Origin of the sequence: Ferdinandcohnia sp. FSL W7-1320 (genome assembly GCF_038050315.1) — a bacterium.
Lineage (GTDB): Bacteria > Bacillota > Bacilli > Bacillales > Bacillaceae_L > Ferdinandcohnia > Ferdinandcohnia aciditolerans.
Genome location: NZ_JBBPAM010000001.1, coordinates 2,477,205 through 2,500,683 on the forward strand (window position 1 = coordinate 2,477,205; position 23,479 = coordinate 2,500,683).

The window sequence follows — 23,479 nt, forward strand, 5'->3', positions numbered from 1 at the left end:
GATGGCTTAGATGCAATGGAGTGAATTTGAAATTGATCAAGAATTAAAACCGCTTGTAAAACCTCCAATTGAAAAGGTTCATTTGGTTCAATATGCTGGTGCATCAGGGGATTTTAATTTAATTCATACTGATGAAGAAACAGCTAAAAACGCAGGCCTACCAGGCGTCATTGCACATGGAATGCTCAGTGTTGGGTATATCGGCCAATTGCTCACGAATTTGGCCGGAAATAAAGGGTTTGTAAGTAATCTAAACGTTCGATTTACAGGCATGGTATTTCCGGGCGATGTCGTTACATGCCGTGCAAAGGTGGTTGCAAAGGATGAGGTTAATAGAACTGTTGTCTTTAAGATTTCATCAGAAACACCAGAAAAACAAGTTATTACAGGGGATGCTACCATTACATTTTATCATGAATAAGAAAGAAGAAGGGTGTGAAGACAATGAAATCTGAACGTATAGCTGCCGTTGTTGGTGTAGCTGAAGCGGATTTAGGCAAATTACCAGGGAGTAATGTGTTGCAGCTTCAAGCACAAGCAGCGAAGCGGGCACTAGATGATGCAGGTTTTACAAAAGACGATGTAGAGGCATTGTTCACTGCAGGAAACTGGGCCCAATTTCCAAACTTAATGTTAGGAGAATATTTGGGAATCTCACCTAAATATACAGATAGTACGAATATTGGTGGTTCATCCTTCGAATCACATGTAGCACATGCAGTAGCGGGAATTAAAGCGGGCCTTTTTAATGTTGCACTCATTACATATGGCAGTACCAATCGAACAAATCGCTATCCATTTCTTAAAGAATTAACTTTAACGTATGAAGAGCCATTCGGATTTCCGACTCCAGTAGGGCATTACGCAATGGCTGCGATGCGGCATATGCATCAGTATGGAACAACCTCAGAACATCTTGCTGAAATTGCGGTTGCAACGAGGAAATGGGCAATGTTAAATGAGAAAGCACAGATGCAAAAACCGCTCACTATTGATGATGTTCTAAATTCACCCATGATCGCTGAACCACTCCATTTACTAGACTGCTGCTTGGTTAATGATGGAGGGGGTGCAATTGTGGTCGCATCTGCAGAGGCTGCTGCAAGAGCAAAGAACAGACCAGTCTGGATCTTGGGTCATGGGGAAACGCATACGCATAATTCGGTTGCACAAATGCCTGATTTAACTGTAACTGGAGCACGTGAATCTGGGAAACGTGCAATGGAAATGGCCGGAGTTACTCACGATGAAATTGATATCGTGCAAGTTTACGATTCTTTCACGATAACTGTTCTATTAACATTAGAATCTCTTGGTTTCTGTAAGCCCGGAGAAGGAGGCGACTTTGTAAGTAACCAACGAACAGCGCCAGGTGGCAGTTTCCCTTTAAATACGAATGGAGGAGGCCTTTCCTACTGTCATCCAGGAATGTACGGTATTTTCTTAATAATTGAAGCAACTCAGCAATTACGAGGTGAGTGTGGTGCACGACAAGTCGAAGATGCAAAAATTGCATTAGTTAATGGTACTGGCGGTACGCTTTCCTCTACATCTACATTGATACTGGGGAGGGATTAATATGGAACAACGAAAACCGAGACCATTAGTCGATAATGACAATCGGACATTTTGGGAAGGTGTAAAAAACAACAAACTAATCATTCAATATTGTGAAGATTGTAAGAATCATATCTTTTATCCTAGATATCTCTGTCCACACTGTTTTTCTGAAAACATCACTTGGGTTGAAGCTAGTGGAAAGGGGAGAATTTACAGCTATACGGTTGTTCATAGAAATGCGCCACCCTTTGATAAAGAAACACCATATGTGGTAGCAATTGTTGAACTTGATGAGGGTGTTCGTATCGTTAGTCGAATCAAAGGGAACCGAGAAAAAATTAGTATTGATATGCCTGTTACCGTTATTTATGAAACAATAGATGAAGAGTTAACACTGCCCTATTTTGAACTATCGTAATTAGTCAAAATCAAAGGAAGGAACCTTCTCTTCCTTTTTTTTACTATTTTATAAGTTGAATTTAAAAGTTGAAAGGTTGAGAGCTGAATATGCTAACTTCGTGTTATGGTAAATCGATACCTCAATTACTTGAAGACGCCTATAGAAATTTTCCAGACAAAGAAGCTTTGTATGATGGGAAGCACAGATTCACCTATCGAGAGATGGAGATGATCTCTACTGAGATTGCTTCTGGCCTTAGTTTATTGGGAGTGAAGAAAGGTGATCGTGTAGCAGTAACGTTACCTGTATGGTCTGAATTTGTTCTCATCTTCTTTGCCATTGCAAAGTTAGGTGCAATTTTAGTTCCTTTTAATACTCGCTACCGTGAAGACGAAGCAGAATATGTCTTAAATCATTCAGGAGCGAAGATCGTATTTTTTCCTAAAGAATACGATCAAGTAGATCACCTGAGTCAAATTCAATCGATTAAGAGCAGGGTAGAGACCATCGAACATATAATCTCTGTCAGGTTTGAATCTGATGGAATGATGAGCTTAGAGCATTTGCGGGAACTTGGTCGTGAAAATGAGTTTCAGCATGCAAAGATTGATGTTAAAGAAGATGTATTTGCCTTTGTATATACTTCGGGGACAACAGGCAAGCCAAAGGGTGCCATGTTAACTCATAGCAGCCTTGTGGATATAAACGTATCGTGTAGTACTGCAATTGAAACGAATCATAATGACACCATCCTACATCTAACGCCATATTTTCATATAATGGGAATTTCGGCAATATTACGAGTGCTAATTTGTCAAGGAAAGGCAGTCCTAATGGAATCGTTTAGAGCCGAACGAGCATTGCAACTAATTGATCAGGAAAAAATCACTATTCACCCAGGAGTACCAACGAATTTTATTCTTGAATTAAATCATCCAGCATTGAAAAAGTATGATCTATCTTCCTTACGTTTAGCGTTAATGGGTGGGGCACCTTGTCCGGTTGAAATTGTAAAAAGAGTAAGAGAAGAATTGGGATGTGCGGTTCTAGTAAGCTATGGGATGACTGAAACTTCGCCGTATTTAACTTACACAAGTATCAATGATGATGATATAACCCAATCAGAGACTGTAGGCAGAGCTCTTCCAAATGTAAAATTGAAAGTGGTTGATGAACAGAGAAGAGAAGTTGCTTGTGGCGAAGTTGGAGAACTTGCTTGCCATACAATTGGTATAATGAAGGGTTATTATAAAATGCCGGAACAAACTAAAGAGGTAATTGATGACGAAGGCTGGTATTATACAGGTGATTTTGCAACGAAAGACGAGAAAGGATATATCCGAATAGTTGGACGTAAAAAAGATCTTATTATTCGGGGTGGTTATAATATTTATCCAGGAGAGATTGAGGAAGTTTTCTATACTCACCCAGATGTATTAGAAGTGTCAATTGTAGGTGTAGCCGATAGTGTTCTCGGGGAAGTTTCTTGTGCAGCGATCATGTTAAAACCTGGAAGACATGTTACAGAGGAAGAACTTCAATCATTTATTAAACCCAAAGTGGCTGACTATAAACATCCTGATCATATTGTAATTGTAAATGAATTCCCGAAGACTCCAACAGGAAAAGTGAAAAAGCATGAACTGAAAGATATACTTATTAACAAAAAACTTGTAGCGTTAAGATAGAAAGAAAAGATGAAAATTATATAAAAGGCACATTAGTAGATTGATGTTTCCAAGGCCTTTTATATAATTTTCTTTTCTGTTAATCCATCGAAAAACGAGAGAAATAGTCAATCACAAATTGGCGTAAACGTTGTGATGCAGCTGAAAAATAGCGCTCCTCCAACCAGGATAACCCAATCGTCCGTTGGAATAGGGGTGCTTTAATGTGTAGACATGAAGTAGTTTGTTCTAAATTCCCTTTCCAAGCATTCATAGGCAAAAAGGCAACTCCTATTCCAGACTGGACAAGATACGAAACCAAGGATGGTTCGTTCACTTCAAATGCGATATTGGGAGCAAAACCTGCTTGTTTGCATAAAGAATCGGCAGTGTCTCTGATCCCATACCCTGTTTTTAAACTAACAAAAGGATCGTTTTCTAACTCATGTAGGTCTATTTCTTCCCGGTTTGCAAAACGATGTTGCTTAGGAACGACTAGGATAATTTCTTCCATAAAAAGAGGAATACTCTTAACTCCACGTCCTTCAACAGGCGGGGACGTTATGCAAAGATCGACCTCACCTTTCTCTAGCTGCTGTTGCATTTTTATGGTAGTGTCCTGAAAAAGTCGAAATTTAACTTGAGGATATTGTGATAAGAATGTGTTTAATAATTCTGGAAGTAAGACCAGATTTGTAGCGGCTAATGACACCGTACCGTACTCGAGTCCAGCTAAATCATTTACCTCACGAAACCCCTCATCAAGTTCGGAGAAAACACGGTTTACTCGTTTTAAAAAGATCTTTCCGAACTCATTTAATTTTATCTGCCTGCCAGAACGGTCAAATAAAGGAACCCCGATATCTTCTTCTAGTCTTGAAATCGTAATACTTAAAGAAGGTTGTGTGATATTTAATTCTTCAGCTGCACGAGTCATATGTTCTAATCGAGCAACCGCCTGAAAATATTTTAGTTGTTGTAGCTCCATTTTTATCACCCGATTGTCGTTTTAGTAGGGTACTAGCCTACTTTACATGATGGGCTACCATGTATACAAAGTCAATAATAAATGTATCAATCATAGATTCAAATAAATGATTATTATAAAAATAATAAATTAGATTAAATGTTCATAATATACTAAAATTTAATTAGTTAAAAGAATTTATAATTTTATAGAAAAGGAGATTGTTAATGAAAATTGCTTTATTCAATAACAACCAAATTGGGATTGTGCAGGATGATGTAGTCATAGATATTGGTGATATTATTTCTTGGGATAAAAATTGTCCTCAAGAATCGCTTGAACATTTTATGAAAAACTTTGATGCCTTAAAAAAGGAAATAGAAGAGCACATTCCTTATGGAAGTACCTATTCATTATCAGAAGTCAAGCTTCGTGCGCCCATCCCAAAACCAAGCAAAATTGTAGCAGCACCAATAAACTATTTATTGCATCGGAAAGAAATGAATGAACAATTTCAAACCTCACCGTCAACTGTTGATAAGTTAGGATTTTTCTTGAAATCGCCTTCATCCATTATTGGACCGGGTGAAACAGTAGAATTGCCTTTTAGGGATAGAAGGACAGATCATGAAGCAGAGATTGCCTTTGTAGTAGGAAAAAAAGCAAAGGATGTTCCTTCACATGAAGCACATAACTATATTTTTGGCTATTTAGCATTAATGGATATTACGGTACGAGGGAAAGAAGACCGACCATGGCGGAAGTCCTTCGATACATTTACACCAATAGGTCCATGGATAGTAACTGGAGATGAGGTAGAAAATCCAAATCAACTTGACATGAATTTATGGGTTGGTGATGAACTTCGCCAATCAACCAATACAGAAAATCTCATATATGACTGTTATAAATTTTTCGAGGCTGTCACAAGTGTCATGACATTATATCCAGGAGATATCGTGACAACCGGAACTCCTGAAGGTGTGGGACCCATTACAGAAGGAGATACGGTACGAATTCACATAGATCGAATTGGGGAATTTTCGGTAAATGTTCAATATAAAGCTGGAGTGTAAAAAGGAAAAAATAGAATGGAGGAAAGAAAATGGCAGATCACAAATTAAGAGATTGGCCCAAGGAATTAGTAGACTTTCATAAGGAGTTAGATGATGTTAACTTAGGACCATTATGGGCGTCTGCATTTAGTACAAAAGAACCGGAGCCAAGACCAGTCCCTTATTTATGGAAAAAGGAATTGCTTGATAGTAAGTTAGAAAAATCAAAAGAAATGCTTCAGGTAGGATTTGGATCGGTGGAACGGCGAGCGGTATATTTGATTAATCCTGGGATGAAGCAACTACAGCCTTATGGGTGGGGAGGTGCCACACAAAACCTCTATGTTGCTGTTCAAGCGATTGCTCCTGGAGAAATAGCACCAAGTCACCGTCACACATCATCGGCATTACGTTTCATTATGGATGGTTACGGTGCATCAGGTCTAGTAAATGGACAAAAGTATAAATTTGAACCTGGAGATTATTTAATTACTCCTGGATGGATTTGGCATGATCATATTAATGAAGGAGACCAACCAGTAACCTGGATGGACTGTCTAGATGTCCCATTTGTTATGGGGATGAGCACCTCTTTCTTTGAGCCGTACCCAGAACCACAGCAACCTTTAACCCATCCTGATGATTATTCAACATCAGTATACCAGGGTGGAATGGTAAGACCTTTAACAGATCGTAAACCATCAATCGCTCCCCTAGGAAGATACAAATGGGAGTTGACTGAAAAATCATTAAATGGAATGAGTCAATTTGAACCTGATCCGATTGAGGGGTTTGCTGTTGAATACTTCAACCCAACAAATGGTAAGGATGCGAACAATCGAATTGGTGCGAGAATGCAAAAGCTTCCGGTAAACTTCCGCGGAATTGCACATCGACATGTCCATAGTTGTGTTTATCATGTCTATAAAGGTGAGGGCTATACAGTAATGAATGGTGTAAGGTTTGATTGGAAAGCTGGGGACTTCTTTGCTTTGCCTGCCTGGACATGGCATGAACACGTAAACACATCTAATGATGAAGAAGCTTTGCTATTCTCAACCAACGATTTGCCGATAATGGAAGCCTTTGATTTTGAACGTCATGAAGTTTATCAAGAAAATGATGGTCATCAGGAAATTAAGGAAGTCTTTCAACCAATCCTTCCATAATTAATAGAAAACTACTTTTATATAAAGGGGGAAGAATATTGTCAAAGACGAACAAAACAACAATCTTAATTATTGGAGGGGGAATTGGGGGCCTTTCTACTGCCCTTGGCCTTGCTCGATTAGGGAAAGAGGTACATGTATTAGAACAAGCACCCGAATTTAAAGAAGTTGGTGCTGGGATACAGTTAGCTCCTAATGCATTAAGAGTTCTAGATAAATTGGGCGTTCTTGAGTCTGTATATGATTTCTCAGTTTTTCCAAGGCGAAATGTTGCAATGTGTGCCATTACAGGTAGGGAACTATCTGCTATTGAATACGGAGATAAATTTGTTAAAAAATTTGGCTATCAATATGCGTTAATGCATCGAGCAGACTTATTAAGTGCATTAGTTGAAGCGTGTAAAGATACTGGACTTGTAACAATGTTAACAAATCATAAAGTGGAGTCCATTGAAAACGATGGTGATCGTGTATTTGTTACATGTACAAATGGACTTAGTTATGAGAGTGAAGTTGTAATCGGGGCTGATGGTGTTAAATCTAAAACAAGAGAAATCATTGCTGGATCTGAAGATGAACCAGTCTTTTCTGACTATGTTGCGTACAGGGGAACAGTACCAATAGAAGAAATAGCAAGAGACGTCGACATTAAAGAAGATGAAAAATTAACTTGGATCGGCCCAAATATACACCTGGTTCAATACGCACTTCGAAGAAAGGAAATTTTTAATCAAGTGGCTGTATTTAAAACCTCCAAATATCAGAAGGGAAATGAAAATAACGATAAGTGGGGAACGCCAGAAGAACTAGATGAACGATTTAGTACAAGTTGTGAAACCGTTAGGAGAGCTGTGACCTTTATGCACAGGCAGCGACGTTGGCCGATGTTTGACCGTAACCCTATCTATAATTGGACACAAGGCAGGATGACGTTACTTGGTGATGCGGCACATGCCATGGTTCAATATCTAGCACAGGGGGCATGTCAAAGTTTTGAGGATGCAGATTCAATAGTGGAGAAGTTTCAAATGTTTGGAGACAACTACGAAAAGGCTCTTCAGGCGTATCAAGAAGAGCGAATTCCGCGGGCAACGAAAGTACAAGGGATGGCTCGGAAAATGGGAGACATCATACATGCCGAAGATCCAACAACTATTTTAATGAGGGATTATATTATGGAAAACAGAAAACCAGATGATTATTCATTAATGGAATATCTTTATAGCCCTCAAAAATAATCTTTCCTAGGAGCTGGTATAAAAATGAGTCAATTTTCTCTCGCTTGTTCTGTGTACCGCGGCGGGACAAGTCGAGGTCTTTTTTTTCAGAAAAAAGATTTACCTCAGGATCTAGACCTACAAAGGAAAATTTTTATCCACGGAATTGATGCTTACAACCCTTCGCAAATTAATGGGTTAGGAAGTGGCACTTCACATACTAGTAAAGTGGTTGTTGTGGCACCATCAACTTACGAAGAGGCAGACGTTGATTATACTTTTTACCAAATTGGAATAGGTGAAGAAATAGTAGATGATCATGGAACGTGCGGAAATTTAGTAGCCGCAGTGGGTGCTTTTGCTATTGATGAGGGATTAGTAATAACAGATACGGATAGTAGTGTAGTAACAGTTTCTGTTTATAACACGAATATTAAGAAATTGTTTAGGTTGCAGGTTCCTGTGTTAAATGGAAAAGCGAAGGTTTCAGGTGACTATTTAATGCCTGGTGTTGTGACTCCTGGTGCGAAGGTTATTGTTGATATTCTCAATCCAGGAGGTTGCAAAACAGGTAAAACTCTACCTTCAGAGGCAACCATCATGTTAAAGGTAAATCAATCAATCTACGAGACTTCCTTTGTCGATGTTATTAATCCATTTGTCTATGTATCAGCAGATTCGCTTGGTTTAACAGCTAATGATCTTTATAGTGATTTAGATAGAAATTCTGAACTGCAATATGTATTAGAGGAAATACGTTGTAGAGCTGCGGTAGCCTCAAATATAGTTGAGACACTAGAAGAGGGAAGAAATCTACCATCTATTCCAAAGATTGCAATTGTTATGGAACCACAGGATTATGTTACAAGGGATGGAAGAGAAATAAAGAAAGAAGAAGTTGATATATGTGCCAAGATGGTTTCAATGGGAAGATTTCATAGAACCTTTGCTGCAAGCGGATTGTACAATTTAGCTGCTGCTCTAGTATTGAAAGGAACGGTTCCAAACAAATGTAATGGTAAGATGCATGAAATAGATGAGCGATTGGTTAGAATTGGCCACCCGGAAGGTATAGTAAACGTTCGCGTCTCCTTGACAGAGGACAGAAAAGACATTGCATTTGTAGGAATGGATCGGACAGCCAGAAAAATAATGAAGGGTGAGCTATTCATACCTAAACATGTTTAGGAAAGCAGGGGTGTATAGTGAGTTGGTTAACAAGAAAAAGTGAGTCGGATCCCATAACGGAATTACGCTCCCTACTTAAGAGTAAGAATGGGATTATACAAATTCCAGGAGCTCATGATGCCATGGCAGGACTATTGGCTAAACAAGCAGGCTTTAAAGTTATCTACCTATCGGGGGCTGCATTTGCGGCGAGCATGGGATTTCCTGATCTAGGTATTACCACTTTATCTGAACTTTCTACAAGAACAAGAGAAATTAGCAGAGCCACTGGTTTACCGATTGTTGTTGATATTGATACCGGTTACGGAAGTGTATTAAACGTTACCAGGACAATCTTGGAAATGGCCGAGGCAGGAGCAGCTGCTGTTCAAATGGAAGATCAAGACTTACCAAAAAAATGTGGACATCTGAATGGGAAGAAACTGGTGACAAAGGAAGAGATGGTTCAGAAAATTATGGCTGCTAGGAATGCTGATAGTCGAATGGTTATTATTGTACGAACAGATGCCAAAGCGATTGAAGGGATAGACTCAGCTATAGAGAGAGCGAAGGCTTATATCAATGCAGGTGCAGATGTTATCTTCCCCGAAGCTTTAGAAACAGAAGAAGAATTCAAAAGGTTTGCAGAGGAAACGGATGTTCCTTTACTTGCCAACATGACGGAGTTTGGTAAGACGCCATACCTAACAGCACAGCAATTTGAAGAATGGGGATACAAAATGGTTATTTACCCTGTCACTTCCTTACGCGTTGCATCAAAAGCCATTGAAGAAGTATATCAATTAATTAAGGAAACAGGTAGCCAAAAAAATGCTTTGAATCATATGCAAACACGGAAAGAATTATATCAAACAATTCAATATTTTAAGTATGAAGAATTAGATGGAACAATATCGAAGACAATTTTAAAAGATTAAGTACCTTATAGTAACCATCATTAGTAGATAGAATAGAGGGAGAAATTGAGTAAGCAAAGTTTGTCTACATGCAGGGCATATCTATTCTTATTTTTGGCCATTTCTTTTATTGTCAATTCCTTTGTAGCAGCTGTGCCAGATTTTCTCATCATTATCGCTGCTTTCATCGCCATAATCATCTCGTTACCAAGTATGTCTATGATGCCGAAAATAATGGTAATGTTGCTATTGCTTATAAGTCATATAATATTTTTCAATAGTGGAAGAGGCTATAGTTTCTGGAGTAATGCAATAACAGAAAGTTTAACTTATATATGTCTATTTGTTTCCGCACCGCTATTATCCATACCAATACGGGGTGGAGGGTATATTGAGTATTTCGAAGGATTAGCCGATCGTTATTTAAAAAATCAAACATTCACTTATACAATGATCGCCGGATTATCAGCTATTTTAGGGTATTTCATGACAATAGGAGCTTTATATATCGTAAAAGATTTATTTAAGTTGAAGTTGCAAGAAAATAAGAGGCTTGCAAGTGAAATGATTATTCAGGGTTCTGCTATTCCTCTACTATTCTCTCCGTATATTAATGGAGTAGCGATTGTATTAAGTATCTTGGGTTTATCTCTATTACCGTTTATATTTTATGGAATAATTCTTGCCTTTCTTTTTTTAATGATTATTATTATCAGACTTTCGTTAAGTAGCAGACAAGAATTAGTCGCCGCTCAAGACGAAACAGCCTTAACCATCGAAAGGGATGAAAATTCCAGAAAAACACAAAAACCTATGAATCATCGCTTAGGGATACAGTTACTTATTGGGTTCACAAGTATATTTATTGGTGTTATTTTATTAGAACGAATTCTCCATACAAGCTTTATCATTATTGTTACGCTAATAGCGTTTACAGTACCAATTTTATGGTTATTATTTGTAAGGAAATTCACACAACTCAAGAAAGAAATAGTAAACTACAAAAATAATACCTTGCCAAATATATACAATCACATGTTTTTAATCATTTCTGCTATTATTCTTTCAAAAATGATGCAACTAACGAAGGTGCCTGATTACTTATCTGAGTTTCTTTCATCTTCAACTGGTATTTCACCCTTAATTACGATATTTTTGATCATTTTATTGATACTAGTTCCATCATTACTTGGGATTCACCCACTGATATTAATGGTTATTATTGCAACAAGCATTTCTCCGGATTTATTAGGCTTAGACCGAACACTATTTGCTATTACAATTACAGTCGGTTATTCACTAGCTTCCCAATTATCCCCGTTATCAGTCTTATCGTTAGTAGCGGGTAATTTAATAGGAGTTCGACCTTTCCAATTAATGCAGTGGAATTGGAAATTCGTAGTGATAATCGTAATTACAGCTGCTTTATTTATTAACACGATGAATTTAATGTTTCATTAGTAATCAAACAATTCATAGAATCACGAACACGATTGGAATGTAAAAAACTATGTTTTAATTCCATGATTTTTCAATTCCACTTTCATTTTTATAAAGACTCAACGCGTAAATATTACACTTGCAGTAAATGTCTGCAAAATAAACATTATCAACAAACGCTCAGAAATAATCTGAGCGTTTTTGTTTGTTGCTAATTCGTTCTTGTTTTGTGTGCTAACAAGTTTGTTAATTATATTGTTATTATCCTTTTTCCTTCGAAAAATAACAATTTACATTCGGTAATACTCATTTTTTTAAACTGTCTTTCTATGCAAGAGATTATCAACCTTTTTCGCTAATTTTTTAGGATGTTTACTGGTCTATTTAATGGTTTTACTTTTATTGATTCATTTGTACATACTGTTAAGCTTCCAAAATGTGGTATATTTTAGATAGGGTAACTATGTAAAGGGGGGAAACATGTAAATGTATCTGTCTGAGTTAGAGGTTGAAAAACTCTCAGACGCACAAGTGACCAAGCTTTTATTTTCGGATATAGAAGATGATTTCGCGAACGGGGATTGTATATTGGTCGCAGGTAGCAGTAAAGCCGTTAAATATCGCGTACCAAAAGCAGTAGAATTATATAAACAAGGTAGAGCCAATAAACTATTGTTTTCTGGTGGTGTGAAGTGGAACGAAAGTGATTTCTCAGAAGCAGATTCGATGAAAAGAGAAGCCATCGCGTTAGGGGTTTCCGAAAAAGATATACTACTTGAGGATCAGTCATTGCACACACTAGAAAATGTATTAGCCTCTCTATTCGTATTAAACAGAGAATTTCATCTATACAGGATCAAACGAATTTTGGTAGTAACGACATCTTACCATATGAAACGATTACATCTGACATTACAAACATATATGCCTAGTTGGATCACCTATACGTTATGTCCAGCTGATGATACTTTCACCAGAAAGGATAACTGGTTTTTATCCGAATTAGGAAGAAAACGTGTTCGAGATGAGGCTGCTAAACTAATAAAATACGTTAAACAAGGTGCATTGCGTGACATGAAAGTAGATTTGTAAAATCGCTCACATATTAGGAGGACTAAGAACAAAGGGAACTTTAATAATTGGAAGTTCCCTTTTAATATGAAGAAATACAACAAACTTTAAAAAACAGCGATAAAGGATTATATAGTCATCCACCAATAATGAATTTAAAGGAAAGGACACTCCTATACATGCCAATTCAATCTATTTCATATTCAGAAGAAAGTATTTCAAGGCACAACGGGTAGCTCATTTTACCCCTCGTTGTGCCGTTTTTCATGTAAAGTGCAAAATCGTCACCGTAAGAAGCTAACAAACGCACCTCTACACCTACAGCTCAACTGTGTAAATTCTTAAAATGTTGGACAATCTCCGAATATCTTCTGTTAGTAAATCATAAAATCAAAATAAAACAACAAAAGTTCAAATAAAACCTCAAATTGATACTGGCCACTTCATTTTCTTACTTAGGGGGTAGGTGTTATTAATATCAATCTTTTTTGGGAAAAAGAGGAATTCTGATCTTTAAGTGGCACTAAATTTGTAAGAGTACTAGACTACATTAAATTCTGTGTTGTAGTAGATTTTGAAGATCGAATGAACAGTTTTTATCTAAACGTTCATGATAGCGCAATCAGAGAGGCATTAATTAAACATCCAAACCGTCAAATCGCTATAAACTGAATGGTGAGGCAAAATACTAGATTCGCTTGACATAAAATACATGGTTGGTAGATAACAAAAAATATTAAATTGAACGAAGGTGTTAAATCAAATGGTAAACGTAAATATGACAAAAAAACAAGTTTTAGATCGATCAATACAGTCATGGAATCCAGGTAAAACCCGCCAATGGCAGGAAGATGGTATTGACTTTGTGATGGGTAAACGTGAGGGCTATTATGTGTTTGATATGCACGGTAAAGAACTAATGAACCTTCATTTAAATGGAGGAACATTTAATTTGGGACATCGAAATCCAGAAATTATACAGACCTTAACAGAATCAATGGAAGACTTCGATATTGGAAACCACCATTTTCCAGCAATCGGACGTGCAAAATTAGCAGAATCGCTTTCTCGTTCCACTCCAAATAGTGTTCGCTATTCAATTTTTGCATCTGGAGGCAGTGAAGCAATAGATGCCGCGATTAAATGTGCTCGGTATGCAACAAAACGGAAAAAAGTGGTCTCCATCCAAAATGGATACCATGGGCATAGTGGGTTGGCGGTCTCACTAGGACACATTCGATATTCTGGTCCTTTTTTAAGTCAGGGAGAGCCAGGATTATTTAAACAAGTTCCATTCAATGATCTTGAAGAAATGGAAAAAGCACTTTATGAAGAAGATGTAGCTTGTGTCGTAATTGAAACGGTACCAGCGACATATGGTTTTCCGATGCCAGAGGAAGGCTACTTAAAAAGTGTGAAGAAGCTTTGTGAAAAATATGGTTCACTTTATGTAGCTGACGAGGTCCAAACTGGTTTGATGAGAAGCGGTAAGTTATGGGCAATTGAACATTATGGGGTAGAACCTGATATTCTTGTCACTGCAAAAGGACTAAGTGGAGGGATCTATCCTATTGCAGCAACTATTGTAAGCGAACGTGCGGGTGGTTGGATGAATGAAGATGGTCTTGCACATATTTCTACTTTTGGTGGGGCAGAGCTGGGATGTATTGTTGCGGATAAAGTATTAGAGATCTCCCAACGTCCGGAGGTTATAAAAAATGTAGAATATGTATCGCGTTATTTGAGGACAGGATTAGAACAAATAAAAAATAGATATCCAGATTATTTCGTTGGAATCCGTCAGCTTGGGGTTATTATGGGTCTTGAGTTTCGCGAAAAAGATGCAGCTAAGGATGTTATGCGACATCTCTACAACAACGGTGTTTGGGCAATTTATTCGATGCTTGATACAAAAGTGCTGCAGTTCAAGCCAGGTTTGTTATTAGATAAAAAATATTGTGATGAATTGTTAGAACGCTGTGAAAAGAGCATAAAAGAGGCTTCTAGACAACTAGCGTTTGTCAATTAATTTTTCTCTATTAAGGAGGATGATATGTGGAGTAAAATAAAGCCCTTTTAGATCTAAGTAAAAGCCGAAATGGTAAAAGGAACACCAATACATTGGTTTTCCCGCCAAGTAATAAGAGGTGAAGAGATGGATAAAGCATTAATTGAGGAGATAACAAAACTTGTACTAAAGAAAATGGGCATGATGGAAAAACAATTGGAATATTCAATACCGCTTACTGACACCGAAATAACAGAGTGGAACATGCTACATTTTACTAATGGTAGTGGGGTTAAGGAAAAAAATGGTGATAGACAATATGATGTGGCTCTATCAGAGAAGGAAATAGATGAATGGGCCCATATTTCCAATTTAACTTCTAATTTTGGAGGCACCATTAGTAGTAAAGGGTCGAATAACAACACGTCTATGGTGAAATTTACCAACTATTGATAGTAAATAATAAAAAATATAAATAATGGAGGAATATAGATATGTCAGGATTAAACGGCGCTCTTGGAATGATTGAAACAAAAGGACTTGTAGGATCAATTGAGGCAGCAGATGCAATGGTAAAAGCGGCGAATGTAAATATTGTCGGTAAGGTTCATGTTGGAGGCGGGATAGTTACTGTTCTTGTTACAGGTGATGTAGGTGCTGTAAAAGCTGCTACTGAAGCGGGTAGTGCAGCAGCACAACGAGTCGGAGAGCTTCTCTCTGTACATGTCATTCCTCGCCCTCATAATGAATTAATTGGGATCTTACCGGTAACAGGAGAGAGCAAATAATTTTTTTCGAGGTGGTACTAAATGAAAAAATGCGAGATTGATCATTTAGTAGATAGTATCGTAAAAGAACTAACTCATTCAAAAAATAAGTATCAAAAAGACGATACACTTGTCCCAATCGGTGTTTCAGGCCGACACTGTCATTTAACAAAAGAAGATTTTGCAACGCTTTTCGGAAAAACAGGTTCCCTTACAAAAAAAGGGAACCTTTCACAGCCTGGTCAATTTGCAGCAAATGAAACTGTGACAATTGCAGGGCCGAAGGGAAGCATTCAAAACCTGAGGATACTAGGTCCATTTAGAAAACATACACAGGTCGAAGTAAGTATAACGGATTCTATAAAGTTAGGATTGAAACCACCTATTAGAGAGTCCGGTAATATTGAACACTCGTCTCCTTTTACGATCATTGGCCCAAAAGGAAGTATCTTTATGGAAAAGGGTCTTATTATCGCCAAAGCTCATATTCATATGTCTCCAAATGATGCAAACAGGTTCCGAGTTCAGGATGGGGATTTTGTACGTATAAAAATAAGAAATGAATATAGACCTATTTCTTTTGAAAAGGTAAAGGTGCGTATATCACCAAATTACGTTCTCGAGATGCATATTGATACGGACGAGGCGAATGCTGCAAATATTCGTACTGGTGAATTTGGGGAACTAGTTCATTCAGGTGACGTACGATGATAGATTCAAAGATGATTGAAAGAATCGTAGAAGAAATTATTAGCCAAGTTGAGCCTGGGCATTTTAAATCTAAGCCAAGTCTTCTTGTTATGTATAATGAGACAAAAACTCTAGAAGATGATCTACATTATTTACAACGTTATTGGAATGTCATAAAAGCAAACCCTTCAGAACAGCAATCTTATACGAATATACAACAAGCTGCTTTTATCCATGTTAACCAAGATACCCTAGTTAGGGCTGCGCTTGGGTTAACCGATACTCCAGAAAGTAAGCTTTTTTCACAATTAATGTATCATGAAATACCGATTATATTTGTACTTGAACCTTCCTTGGAGAAGTTATTACAGGCTAATACAACGTTACACAAATATGCTGTATATATAGAAAAAATCAATGCTTATAAGGAAATGATTGAAAAATTTGGAGTGTCGTTTAAAGTTCTGGAGGAGCTCCAACCAGTTATGCAGTCTAGTAGTAAAAAGAAAGTGGAACCAACTAAAACATTAATTACGGAAGTAGATATGGAGAATTTCAATAGTAGTCAGCTTATTGTTGAACCCGGGATGATTATCACCCCACTTGCAATAGATAAAGCAAAAGAACGTGGTATTACTATTTCTTATTAGGTATATGTGGCTAATTGAAAAATAGTTAACAGCCTAGGAGGCTTAAAGAATGGTCATTGGAACGGTGATAGGTAGCATATGGGCCACTAGAAAAGAGGAAGGATTAACAGGAGTAAAATTACTAAAGGTGAAAATAGATGCTTTAGACTCAAAAGATACCATATTTGACTCAATTCTCGTAGCAGTTGATCGGATTGGTGCTGGAGCAGGAGATAAAGTAATCATAACAAGAGGAACATCAGCATCGACCTTTCTCGAACGGCCTGTACCAATTGATGCAATCATTATTGGAATTATTGACCCAGAAGATCAGAAAGGGTGAAATCAGTGGGAATAGCTGTTGGGATGATAGAGACGTTAGGAATTGCAACGACAATAGAAGCAACGGATATGATGCTTAAAACCGCAGACGTAGCAGTATTTCAACTAAATAAAACGGACCCAGCGCTAGTTACAACGTATATTACTGGAGATGTCAGCGCGGTAAAACTAGCAATTGAGGCTGGAAAACAGGTAGCTGAACGGACAGGTGCTCTCGTTGCGTATTCCGTCATCCATTGTGCGGATAATCTAACCATTAATCAGTTGATTATCGAATGATAATAAATAGCTAGATCTCTGACCTCTCACCCAAAGGTGGTAGATGGATATTTCGATACAAAAATACTGATGCTCATTCTTCAAGAGGTGAAGGATTCAAAACCAAGCATTAGTAGAGGGGAGGATAGAAAATGCGATTGGACAAGGACGTTCTGTCAATCCAGGAAATGAGAAATGCATTGAATAAGGCGCATCGCGCTCAAAAGGTGTACGAGACTTTCTCACAACAGCAAATAGATCGGATTGTAAAAAACGTAGCTGATGCTGCTTTTCGTTCATCAGAAAGACTTGCAGAGATGGCCGTGGAAGAGACTAAAATGGGTGTTGTCTTGCATAAAAAAATGAAAAATGAAGTCAGTTCTCGTAATGTCTACGAATCTATAAAAGATGAAAAAACGATTGGGGTTATTCATCGTGACCATCATGCAAAAATAACGGAAATTGCTTATCCTTTTGGAGTTGTAGCAGCAATCATTCCAACGACAAACCCTACTTCGACTGCCATTTTTAAAACGTTGATATCCTTAAAAAGTGGAAATGGGATTGTTGTAAGTCCCCATCCACGGGCAACCAATTGCACGATTGAAGCATTAAAGGTGTGTAATGAGGCAGCTATTGAGGTTGGGGCACCGGAGGGGTTAATTGGTTGGATTACAAACCCAACATTAGAAGCAACTACACAACTAATGAAACACAAGTTAACCAATGTCATTTTAGCAACAGGTGGTATCGGTCTTGTTCGGGCGGCGTATAGTTCGGGAAAGCCAGCGTACGGTGTTGGACCAGGTAACGTACCTGTATATATAGAGAAAACGGCGAATGTGGCAAAAGCTATAAAAAATATTGTCGATAGTAAAACATTTGATAATGGGACAATTTGTGCAACGGAGCAAGCACTTGTAGTTGATCAACATGTGAAGGAATTGGCAATTAGAGAACTGAAAAAGAATAAAGTCCATTTTGTTGAAAGCGAAGAAAAAGAAAAGATGGAAAAGATTATTTCACCCGTTATTGGACAGCTTAATCCAGAAATTGTAGGAAAGTCTGCGGTAGAAATTTCACAGATGGCCGGAATTAAAGTACCTGTAGATACCCGTGTAATCATCGCGGAAGAGAGTCGTCTTGAAAAGTCAGCGCCATTTTCAATCGAAAAACTGTCACCTGTTCTTGCCCTTTTTACAGCAGCTAATAAGGAGAACGCAAAGGAAATTTGCAAAGGTTTGTTGGACCTTGGTGGAAGAGGGCATAGTCTTTCAATCCATACGAACGAAAATCAAATTGCCGAAGAATTTGCAAATGAAATGCCTGTGTCTCGTATCATTGTGAATACTTTATCTACAATGGGAGCAGTTGGGGCAACTACTGGTCTAAAGCCTTCCTTTACCTTAGGCTGTGGATCATATGGGGGTAATATTACGGGAGATAATATTTCCGTAAGGCATCTTATGAATGTGAAGAGATTAGCTTTTTCCACTAAAGAAGTTACAATTCCACAAGAATCCAATGAGTCATCTCGATCAATTGCCACATTTGATAATAAGGTGCAAGAGGTTGTTGAAAGTGTTTTAGGAAATCTTACGTTTGATAATAACACTATTGATAGGAAAGAGTTACAGTTACTTGTTCAGAAAGTTGTTTCACAAATTCAAAGCTAAAACGATAGGAAAAATAGATTACGTAATGAATGGTAAAAAATAGAATCATAAGGGTGGGTATAAAAATGAGGAAAGCACTAGGGATGATCGAAACGAGGGGACTGATTGCCTCGATTGAAGCAGCGGATGCAATGGTGAAGGCGGCCGATGTAACGCTAGTCCGTCAGGAGAAGGTGGATGCAGCTCTTGTTACTATTTTAGTAGAAGGCGATGTTAGTGCTGTTCAAGCTGCAATAGAGGTCGGAAGAGAAACGGCAAATCGATTTGGTGCAGTAGTGTCCTATTTAGTCATTCCCCACCCAGATGTTGAAACAATGGAGCTTATTAAAAAGAGTAAACCAGTCAGTAATAATGATGACATAGATATGGAGAAAAAGGAAATATAGATGATAGTTGAAGGTTCTAATGGACAGAAAGATGAAATGAATAAGGGTAATAAATGATATAAAAAGGATTATGATGAAAATGAAACGATAGAGTAGTTTTTAAAGAATTGAGGTAAATAAAGATGAAAACCTTTAAACGGAGAAAGTTTGCTGTCATTGGAGCTGGATTCACAGGAGCAACATGTGCACTTATGTTAGCCCAGAAAGAACTAGGTGATATTGTATTAGTGGATGTACCAGAGATGGAGAAACCAACACAAGGAAAAGCACTAGATATGCTTGAATCTGGACCTGTTCAGAAATTTAACGTTTCGATTAAAGGGACGTCCGATTACTCTCAAATTAAGGATGCTGACATGGTTATTATTACTGCAGGTATTGCACGAAGGCCTGGCATGTCTCGTGAAGATCTTGTGTTAACAAACAAAGACATTATGGTCACCGTTTCAATGAAGATTAAAGAATTCGCACCAGACAGTTATGTCCTTGTCCTGAGTAATCCGGTAGATGCTATGACATATACATGTTTTAAGACTACGGGCTTCCCTAAGAATCGTGTGATTGGCCAATCGGGTGTTCTTGATACCGCTCGATTCAATACATTCGTAGCAGAGGCTTTACAAATATCAGTGGAAGATGTAACAGGATTTGTACTTGGAGGTCATGGAGACAGTATGGTACCGCTGATTCGTTATTCCAATGTAAGCGGAATTCCATTGAATCAAATTATGGCGGAAGAACAAATTGAAGCGATTATCCAAAGAACTAGAAACGGAGGAGGAGAAATTGTAAGCCTTCTCGGAAGTGGAAGTGCTTATTATGCCCCAGCTACTTCTTTAGTTGAAATGGCAGAAGCCATTGTCAAAGACAAAAAACGTGTATTACCAGCTATAGCTTACCTAGAAGGAGAATATGGCTACCATGATATATATCTTGGCGTTCCAACAGTATTAGGTGGAAGGGGAATTGAAAGAATCATAGAGCTTCCTCTAACAGATGAGGAAACGAAACTTCTGGATAAATCTGCAAGTGATGTAAAAAGGACTATAAACATAATTTCATAAGTTTATAGGGAAAGGAGATATTATCCTTATCCTATTGGCACTCCTACAATTCCTACTTTATAAAAGTGACCCTCAAAACATAACAATTCTAATCAAAATGTAAACGCAGCCTTTCAATATGACTTGTAACAATTTTGAGAATATTAGGTATTTTAGGGGCATACAAATAACTAAGTTTAAAATCCACAACATTACACAACAACCATAGAGTACAGACATTTTTCCTTCATGATGGTGTGGTTATTAGTTCTTTACTAGTTTAAGAGGGGGTAGATGGTAAAGTGTATCAATCAATAATGGGAAAAACGGTAATTGTTACTGGTGGTAGTAAGGGGATTGGAAAGGGAATCGCAGCTACTTTTGCAAAGCAGGGAGCAAATGTTGTAGTTGTAGCCCGTAATCTTGAAGCAGCAGAAGCTTGTGCCACTGAATTAGCTGGTGATAATGGGAATGCATTTGCAGTTGGTGGTGATGTAACAGATCGTGAATCAATGGGCGATGTAATGAAAAACGTCTATGAAAAGTTTGGAAGTATTGACGTATTATGTTCGAATGCCGGGATTTTTCCTTCTGCAAATCTTGAGGATATGACTAATGAAGATTGGGATCTTGTCATGAATACGAACGTTAAAGGGACTTTTCACGCCGTACAGGCATGCATTCCATACCTGAAGCAAGCCGAATATGGTCGGATTGTTATTACTTCATCTATTACAGGTCCTGTTACAGGATATCCAGGATGGTCTCATTATGCGGCAAGTAAGGCTGCTCAACTAGGATTTATGAGAACAGCAGCACTGGAATTAGCAAGTGAGAACATTACCGTTAATGCAGTCTTGCCAGGAAATATTTTAACTGAAGGACTAGAAGGCATGGGGGATGAGTATTTAAAAGAAATGGCGGCATCCATTCCAATGAAAAAGCTTGGTAAAGTTGAAGATATTGGCTATGCAGCATTATTTTTAGCAACCAAGGAAGCAGGTTTTATCACAGGTCAAACAATTATCGTAGACGGTGGTCAAATATTACCAGAAAACTAAAAGACTCCATTAAACATTATACTCTATACCTTATGTCATGTTATAGTAGGTGATTTATAAATGTCAGTATCTTTCGAAGAACGAAAATCCACAATTTTAGCAGAATTAAATAAGGAAGAAAAGGTATACGTTCGAGAGTTAGCCAGTCAGCTTCAGGTTTCTGATGAAACAATTCGCCGTGATTTAGATCGGCTAGAAAAGGAAGGAATTCTGAAGAAAATGTATGGTGGAGCAATCAAAACGAAGACGCAAATTAGGGAGTTGCCTTTCGATGAGAAAACGACCATTCATAAAAAAGAAAAACAATCCATTTGTAAGGCGGCAGCTAATCTAGTTGAAGATGGTGACGTTATTATGATTGGGAATGGTACGACTCCTTTAGAAATTGTGCCACATTTAGCCAATAAAACGAATGTCACGTTAATTACACATTCTATTCCAGTCATGCTACTTGCCATTGAGTATTTTAAAGGACGTGTGATTTTTACTGGTGGGGAATTTAGACGAAGCCAAAAATATACGAGTGGACCGTTATCCGAACGGATGCTAGAAATGCTGAAGGCAAACAAGGCATTCATTTCTGCAGGGGGAATCTCCCTAACAAACGGAATTACTGACTATGATATCAGTGGCTCGAGTGTTTCTCGAAAAATGATAGAGCGTTCGGACGAGGTAATCATTCTGGGTGATCATACCAAATTCGGGCAAACGACTTTTGCTCAAATGTGTACCTTATCAGAGATATCAATGATCATTACAGATAAGGAATGTCCACAAGAGTGGAAGAAAATTCTTGCTAAAAAGGAAGTGGAATTGCTAATTGCAGAAGACATCTAACAAGCTTCTAGTAATCTAGTTAAAGCGAATGACAGTCTAGAATGAAAGGAGAATCATAAATGAGCCATTCTTCAGATGAGTCCTTAAAGGATCCCATAGAAAAATTTAATCAAATTGCAAACAATGCAATTCAGCATTTCTCGTTTCTTGCTGGAAGTAAAGTTGATTTATTAAATTACTCGGAAAATGCGACTTACTTAGTTCATAAGCCAGCAGAAACAAAACAAAAGTATATTTTACGGGTGGGACGACCTGGATATCATACAAAGTCTGAGGTTGAAAGTGAACTCAAATTATTAGAGTCTATTGGACAACACACTAAAATTACAGTATCACTTCCCATTCCCGGGGATAATCAGGAGTATGTTCAAACCGTCAAACACGAAAATGAGGTTTTCAACTGTACCCTTTTCACTTTCCTAGAAGGCAGTGCTCCAGAGGAAGATAACGAAAGGAAACTGATTAGCCAATTTGAAATCCTTGGTAAAATTACGGCACAATTGCATGAACATAGTCAAAACCATCATCAAAACTTAAGAGATATAACTAGATTAACGTGGGATTACGACACGATTTTAGGACCAGAGCCTAAATGGGGAAGATGGCAGAATGGGCTAGGAATTACTCCGGAGAGGCTTGAATTATATGAGAAAGTTTCACTCAAGATTAAAGAGAGATTAGACCGATTTGGGAAGGACCACAGTAGATATGGTTTAATTCATTCAGATTTGCGACTAGCCAATCTACTTGTTGAAGGTGAAGAGATTAAGGTAATTGATTTTGATGATTGTGGTTTTGGATGGTATCTATATGATTTGGCTACCTCCTTAAGCTTTATCGAACATAAGTCCTATTTACCTTCTTTAGTAGCTTCTTGGATAAAGGGATATCGTAAGGTACGTTCTCTGTCAATAGAAGAGGAACAAGAAATACCAACCTTTATTATGATGCGAAGATTGCAATTAATTGCATGGGTAGGAAGTCGCGATAATGATTTGACGAGAGAACTCGGGGACCGATTTACGATTGAAACGGATCCTTTAGCTAAAAATTACCTGGAAAAAACGACAATTTAAATAAATGTAAGCCCTTACAATAGGTTTTAAACAAATATTATAGATCTAGAGGACAATCAAAAAAATTGCAGGGAGG

25 protein-coding genes are annotated in these 23,479 nt (G+C 37.8%); 24 read left to right on the forward strand and 1 reads right to left on the reverse strand.

All coding sequences use genetic code 11. The features are described 5' to 3' along the window. The first annotated feature begins 10 nt into the window (after window positions 1–10). From NST91_RS12490 to NST91_RS12505, 4 genes are all read left to right on the forward strand, one after another. A complete protein-coding gene (locus NST91_RS12490; protein ID WP_341331399.1) occupies window positions 11–421 on the forward strand; it encodes a MaoC/PaaZ C-terminal domain-containing protein in 411 nt (136 codons plus the stop codon). A gap of 23 nt (window positions 422–444) precedes the next feature. After that, window positions 445–1,578, forward strand: coding sequence for an acetyl-CoA acetyltransferase (locus NST91_RS12495; protein ID WP_099363635.1), 1,134 nt, complete (start codon window positions 445–447; stop codon window positions 1,576–1,578). 1 nt (window position 1,579) lies between these two features. Further along, window positions 1,580–1,978, forward strand: a complete 399-nt coding sequence (locus NST91_RS12500) for a Zn-ribbon domain-containing OB-fold protein (protein ID WP_341331400.1) — start codon at window positions 1,580–1,582, stop codon at window positions 1,976–1,978. An 89-nt stretch (window positions 1,979–2,067) separates the two neighbouring features. Further along, window positions 2,068–3,648, forward strand: coding sequence for a class I adenylate-forming enzyme family protein (locus NST91_RS12505; protein ID WP_341331401.1), 1,581 nt, complete (start codon window positions 2,068–2,070; stop codon window positions 3,646–3,648). 79 nt (window positions 3,649–3,727) lie between these two features. On the opposite strand, the gene NST91_RS12510 is transcribed toward NST91_RS12505, so the two are convergent. Continuing rightward, entirely contained in the window at window positions 3,728–4,615 is an 888-nt protein-coding gene (locus NST91_RS12510) for a LysR family transcriptional regulator (protein ID WP_341331402.1), read from the reverse strand. Between the two features lie 206 nt (window positions 4,616–4,821). On the opposite strand from NST91_RS12510, the gene NST91_RS12515 reads away from it, so the two are divergent. The 20 genes from NST91_RS12515 (at window position 4,822) to NST91_RS12610 (ending at window position 23,403) form a co-directional block, all read left to right on the forward strand. Further along, entirely contained in the window at window positions 4,822–5,670 is an 849-nt protein-coding gene (locus NST91_RS12515) for a fumarylacetoacetate hydrolase family protein (protein ID WP_341331403.1), read from the forward strand. Between the two features lie 29 nt (window positions 5,671–5,699). After that, the gene (locus tag NST91_RS12520; protein ID WP_341331404.1) at window positions 5,700–6,818 is read left to right on the forward strand and encodes a cupin domain-containing protein; all 1,119 of its coding nucleotides are present in this window, start codon (window positions 5,700–5,702) and stop codon (window positions 6,816–6,818) included. A gap of 38 nt (window positions 6,819–6,856) precedes the next feature. Then, complete coding sequence (locus NST91_RS12525; RefSeq protein ID WP_341331405.1) at window positions 6,857–8,056, forward strand: FAD-dependent monooxygenase; 1,200 nt, start codon at window positions 6,857–6,859, stop codon at window positions 8,054–8,056. A 24-nt stretch (window positions 8,057–8,080) separates the two neighbouring features. Further along, window positions 8,081–9,223 carry a PrpF domain-containing protein gene (locus NST91_RS12530; protein ID WP_341331406.1) on the forward strand — a complete coding sequence of 381 codons (1,143 nt, stop codon included), beginning with the start codon at window positions 8,081–8,083 and terminating at the stop codon, window positions 9,221–9,223. 17 nt (window positions 9,224–9,240) lie between these two features. Further along, window positions 9,241–10,140 (forward strand): methylisocitrate lyase, encoded by a 900-nt coding sequence (gene prpB, locus NST91_RS12535; protein WP_445724489.1) that lies wholly within the window; start codon window positions 9,241–9,243, stop codon window positions 10,138–10,140. A 45-nt stretch (window positions 10,141–10,185) separates the two neighbouring features. Further along, window positions 10,186–11,580 carry a TRAP transporter large permease subunit gene (locus NST91_RS12540; protein WP_341331407.1) on the forward strand — a complete coding sequence of 465 codons (1,395 nt, stop codon included), beginning with the start codon at window positions 10,186–10,188 and terminating at the stop codon, window positions 11,578–11,580. A 465-nt stretch (window positions 11,581–12,045) separates the two neighbouring features. Beyond that, complete coding sequence (locus tag NST91_RS12545; protein WP_341331408.1) at window positions 12,046–12,651, forward strand: YdcF family protein; 606 nt, start codon at window positions 12,046–12,048, stop codon at window positions 12,649–12,651. Between the two features lie 742 nt (window positions 12,652–13,393). Further along, window positions 13,394–14,659 carry a class-III pyridoxal-phosphate-dependent aminotransferase gene (locus tag NST91_RS12550; RefSeq protein WP_341331409.1) on the forward strand — a complete coding sequence of 422 codons (1,266 nt, stop codon included), beginning with the start codon at window positions 13,394–13,396 and terminating at the stop codon, window positions 14,657–14,659. Window positions 14,660–14,785: 126 nt separating this feature from the next. Beyond that, window positions 14,786–15,091 (forward strand): hypothetical protein, encoded by a 306-nt coding sequence (locus NST91_RS12555; protein ID WP_341331410.1) that lies wholly within the window; start codon window positions 14,786–14,788, stop codon window positions 15,089–15,091. A 41-nt stretch (window positions 15,092–15,132) separates the two neighbouring features. Continuing rightward, window positions 15,133–15,426: a BMC domain-containing protein gene (locus NST91_RS12560; protein WP_121445947.1), complete on the forward strand. Its 294-nt coding sequence runs from the start codon at window positions 15,133–15,135 to the stop codon at window positions 15,424–15,426. A gap of 21 nt (window positions 15,427–15,447) precedes the next feature. Further along, complete coding sequence (pduL, locus tag NST91_RS12565; RefSeq protein WP_341331411.1) at window positions 15,448–16,116, forward strand: phosphate propanoyltransferase; 669 nt, start codon at window positions 15,448–15,450, stop codon at window positions 16,114–16,116. Next, window positions 16,113–16,745, forward strand: a complete 633-nt coding sequence (locus tag NST91_RS12570) for a hypothetical protein (protein ID WP_341331412.1) — start codon at window positions 16,113–16,115, stop codon at window positions 16,743–16,745. Before pduL ends, NST91_RS12570 begins: the two co-directional genes overlap by 4 nt. Before the next feature lie 49 nt (window positions 16,746–16,794). Continuing rightward, window positions 16,795–17,067 carry a EutN/CcmL family microcompartment protein gene (locus NST91_RS12575; protein ID WP_121445950.1) on the forward strand — a complete coding sequence of 91 codons (273 nt, stop codon included), beginning with the start codon at window positions 16,795–16,797 and terminating at the stop codon, window positions 17,065–17,067. 5 nt (window positions 17,068–17,072) lie between these two features. Then, window positions 17,073–17,345: a BMC domain-containing protein gene (locus tag NST91_RS12580; protein WP_341331413.1), complete on the forward strand. Its 273-nt coding sequence runs from the start codon at window positions 17,073–17,075 to the stop codon at window positions 17,343–17,345. A gap of 131 nt (window positions 17,346–17,476) precedes the next feature. Next, window positions 17,477–19,000, forward strand: a complete 1,524-nt coding sequence (locus NST91_RS12585) for an aldehyde dehydrogenase family protein (RefSeq protein WP_341331414.1) — start codon at window positions 17,477–17,479, stop codon at window positions 18,998–19,000. 65 nt (window positions 19,001–19,065) lie between these two features. Continuing rightward, a complete protein-coding gene (locus NST91_RS12590) occupies window positions 19,066–19,386 on the forward strand; it encodes a BMC domain-containing protein (RefSeq protein WP_341331415.1) in 321 nt (106 codons plus the stop codon). Between the two features lie 122 nt (window positions 19,387–19,508). Next, window positions 19,509–20,450, forward strand: coding sequence for a malate dehydrogenase (gene mdh, locus NST91_RS12595; RefSeq protein ID WP_341331416.1), 942 nt, complete (start codon window positions 19,509–19,511; stop codon window positions 20,448–20,450). 296 nt (window positions 20,451–20,746) lie between these two features. Continuing rightward, window positions 20,747–21,490 (forward strand): 3-oxoacyl-ACP reductase FabG, encoded by a 744-nt coding sequence (gene fabG, locus NST91_RS12600; protein WP_445724513.1) that lies wholly within the window; start codon window positions 20,747–20,749, stop codon window positions 21,488–21,490. A gap of 60 nt (window positions 21,491–21,550) precedes the next feature. Then, complete coding sequence (locus NST91_RS12605; RefSeq protein WP_341331418.1) at window positions 21,551–22,327, forward strand: DeoR/GlpR family DNA-binding transcription regulator; 777 nt, start codon at window positions 21,551–21,553, stop codon at window positions 22,325–22,327. A 59-nt stretch (window positions 22,328–22,386) separates the two neighbouring features. Continuing rightward, complete coding sequence (locus tag NST91_RS12610; RefSeq protein ID WP_341331419.1) at window positions 22,387–23,403, forward strand: phosphotransferase enzyme family protein; 1,017 nt, start codon at window positions 22,387–22,389, stop codon at window positions 23,401–23,403. Window positions 23,404–23,479: the final 76 nt, after the last annotated feature.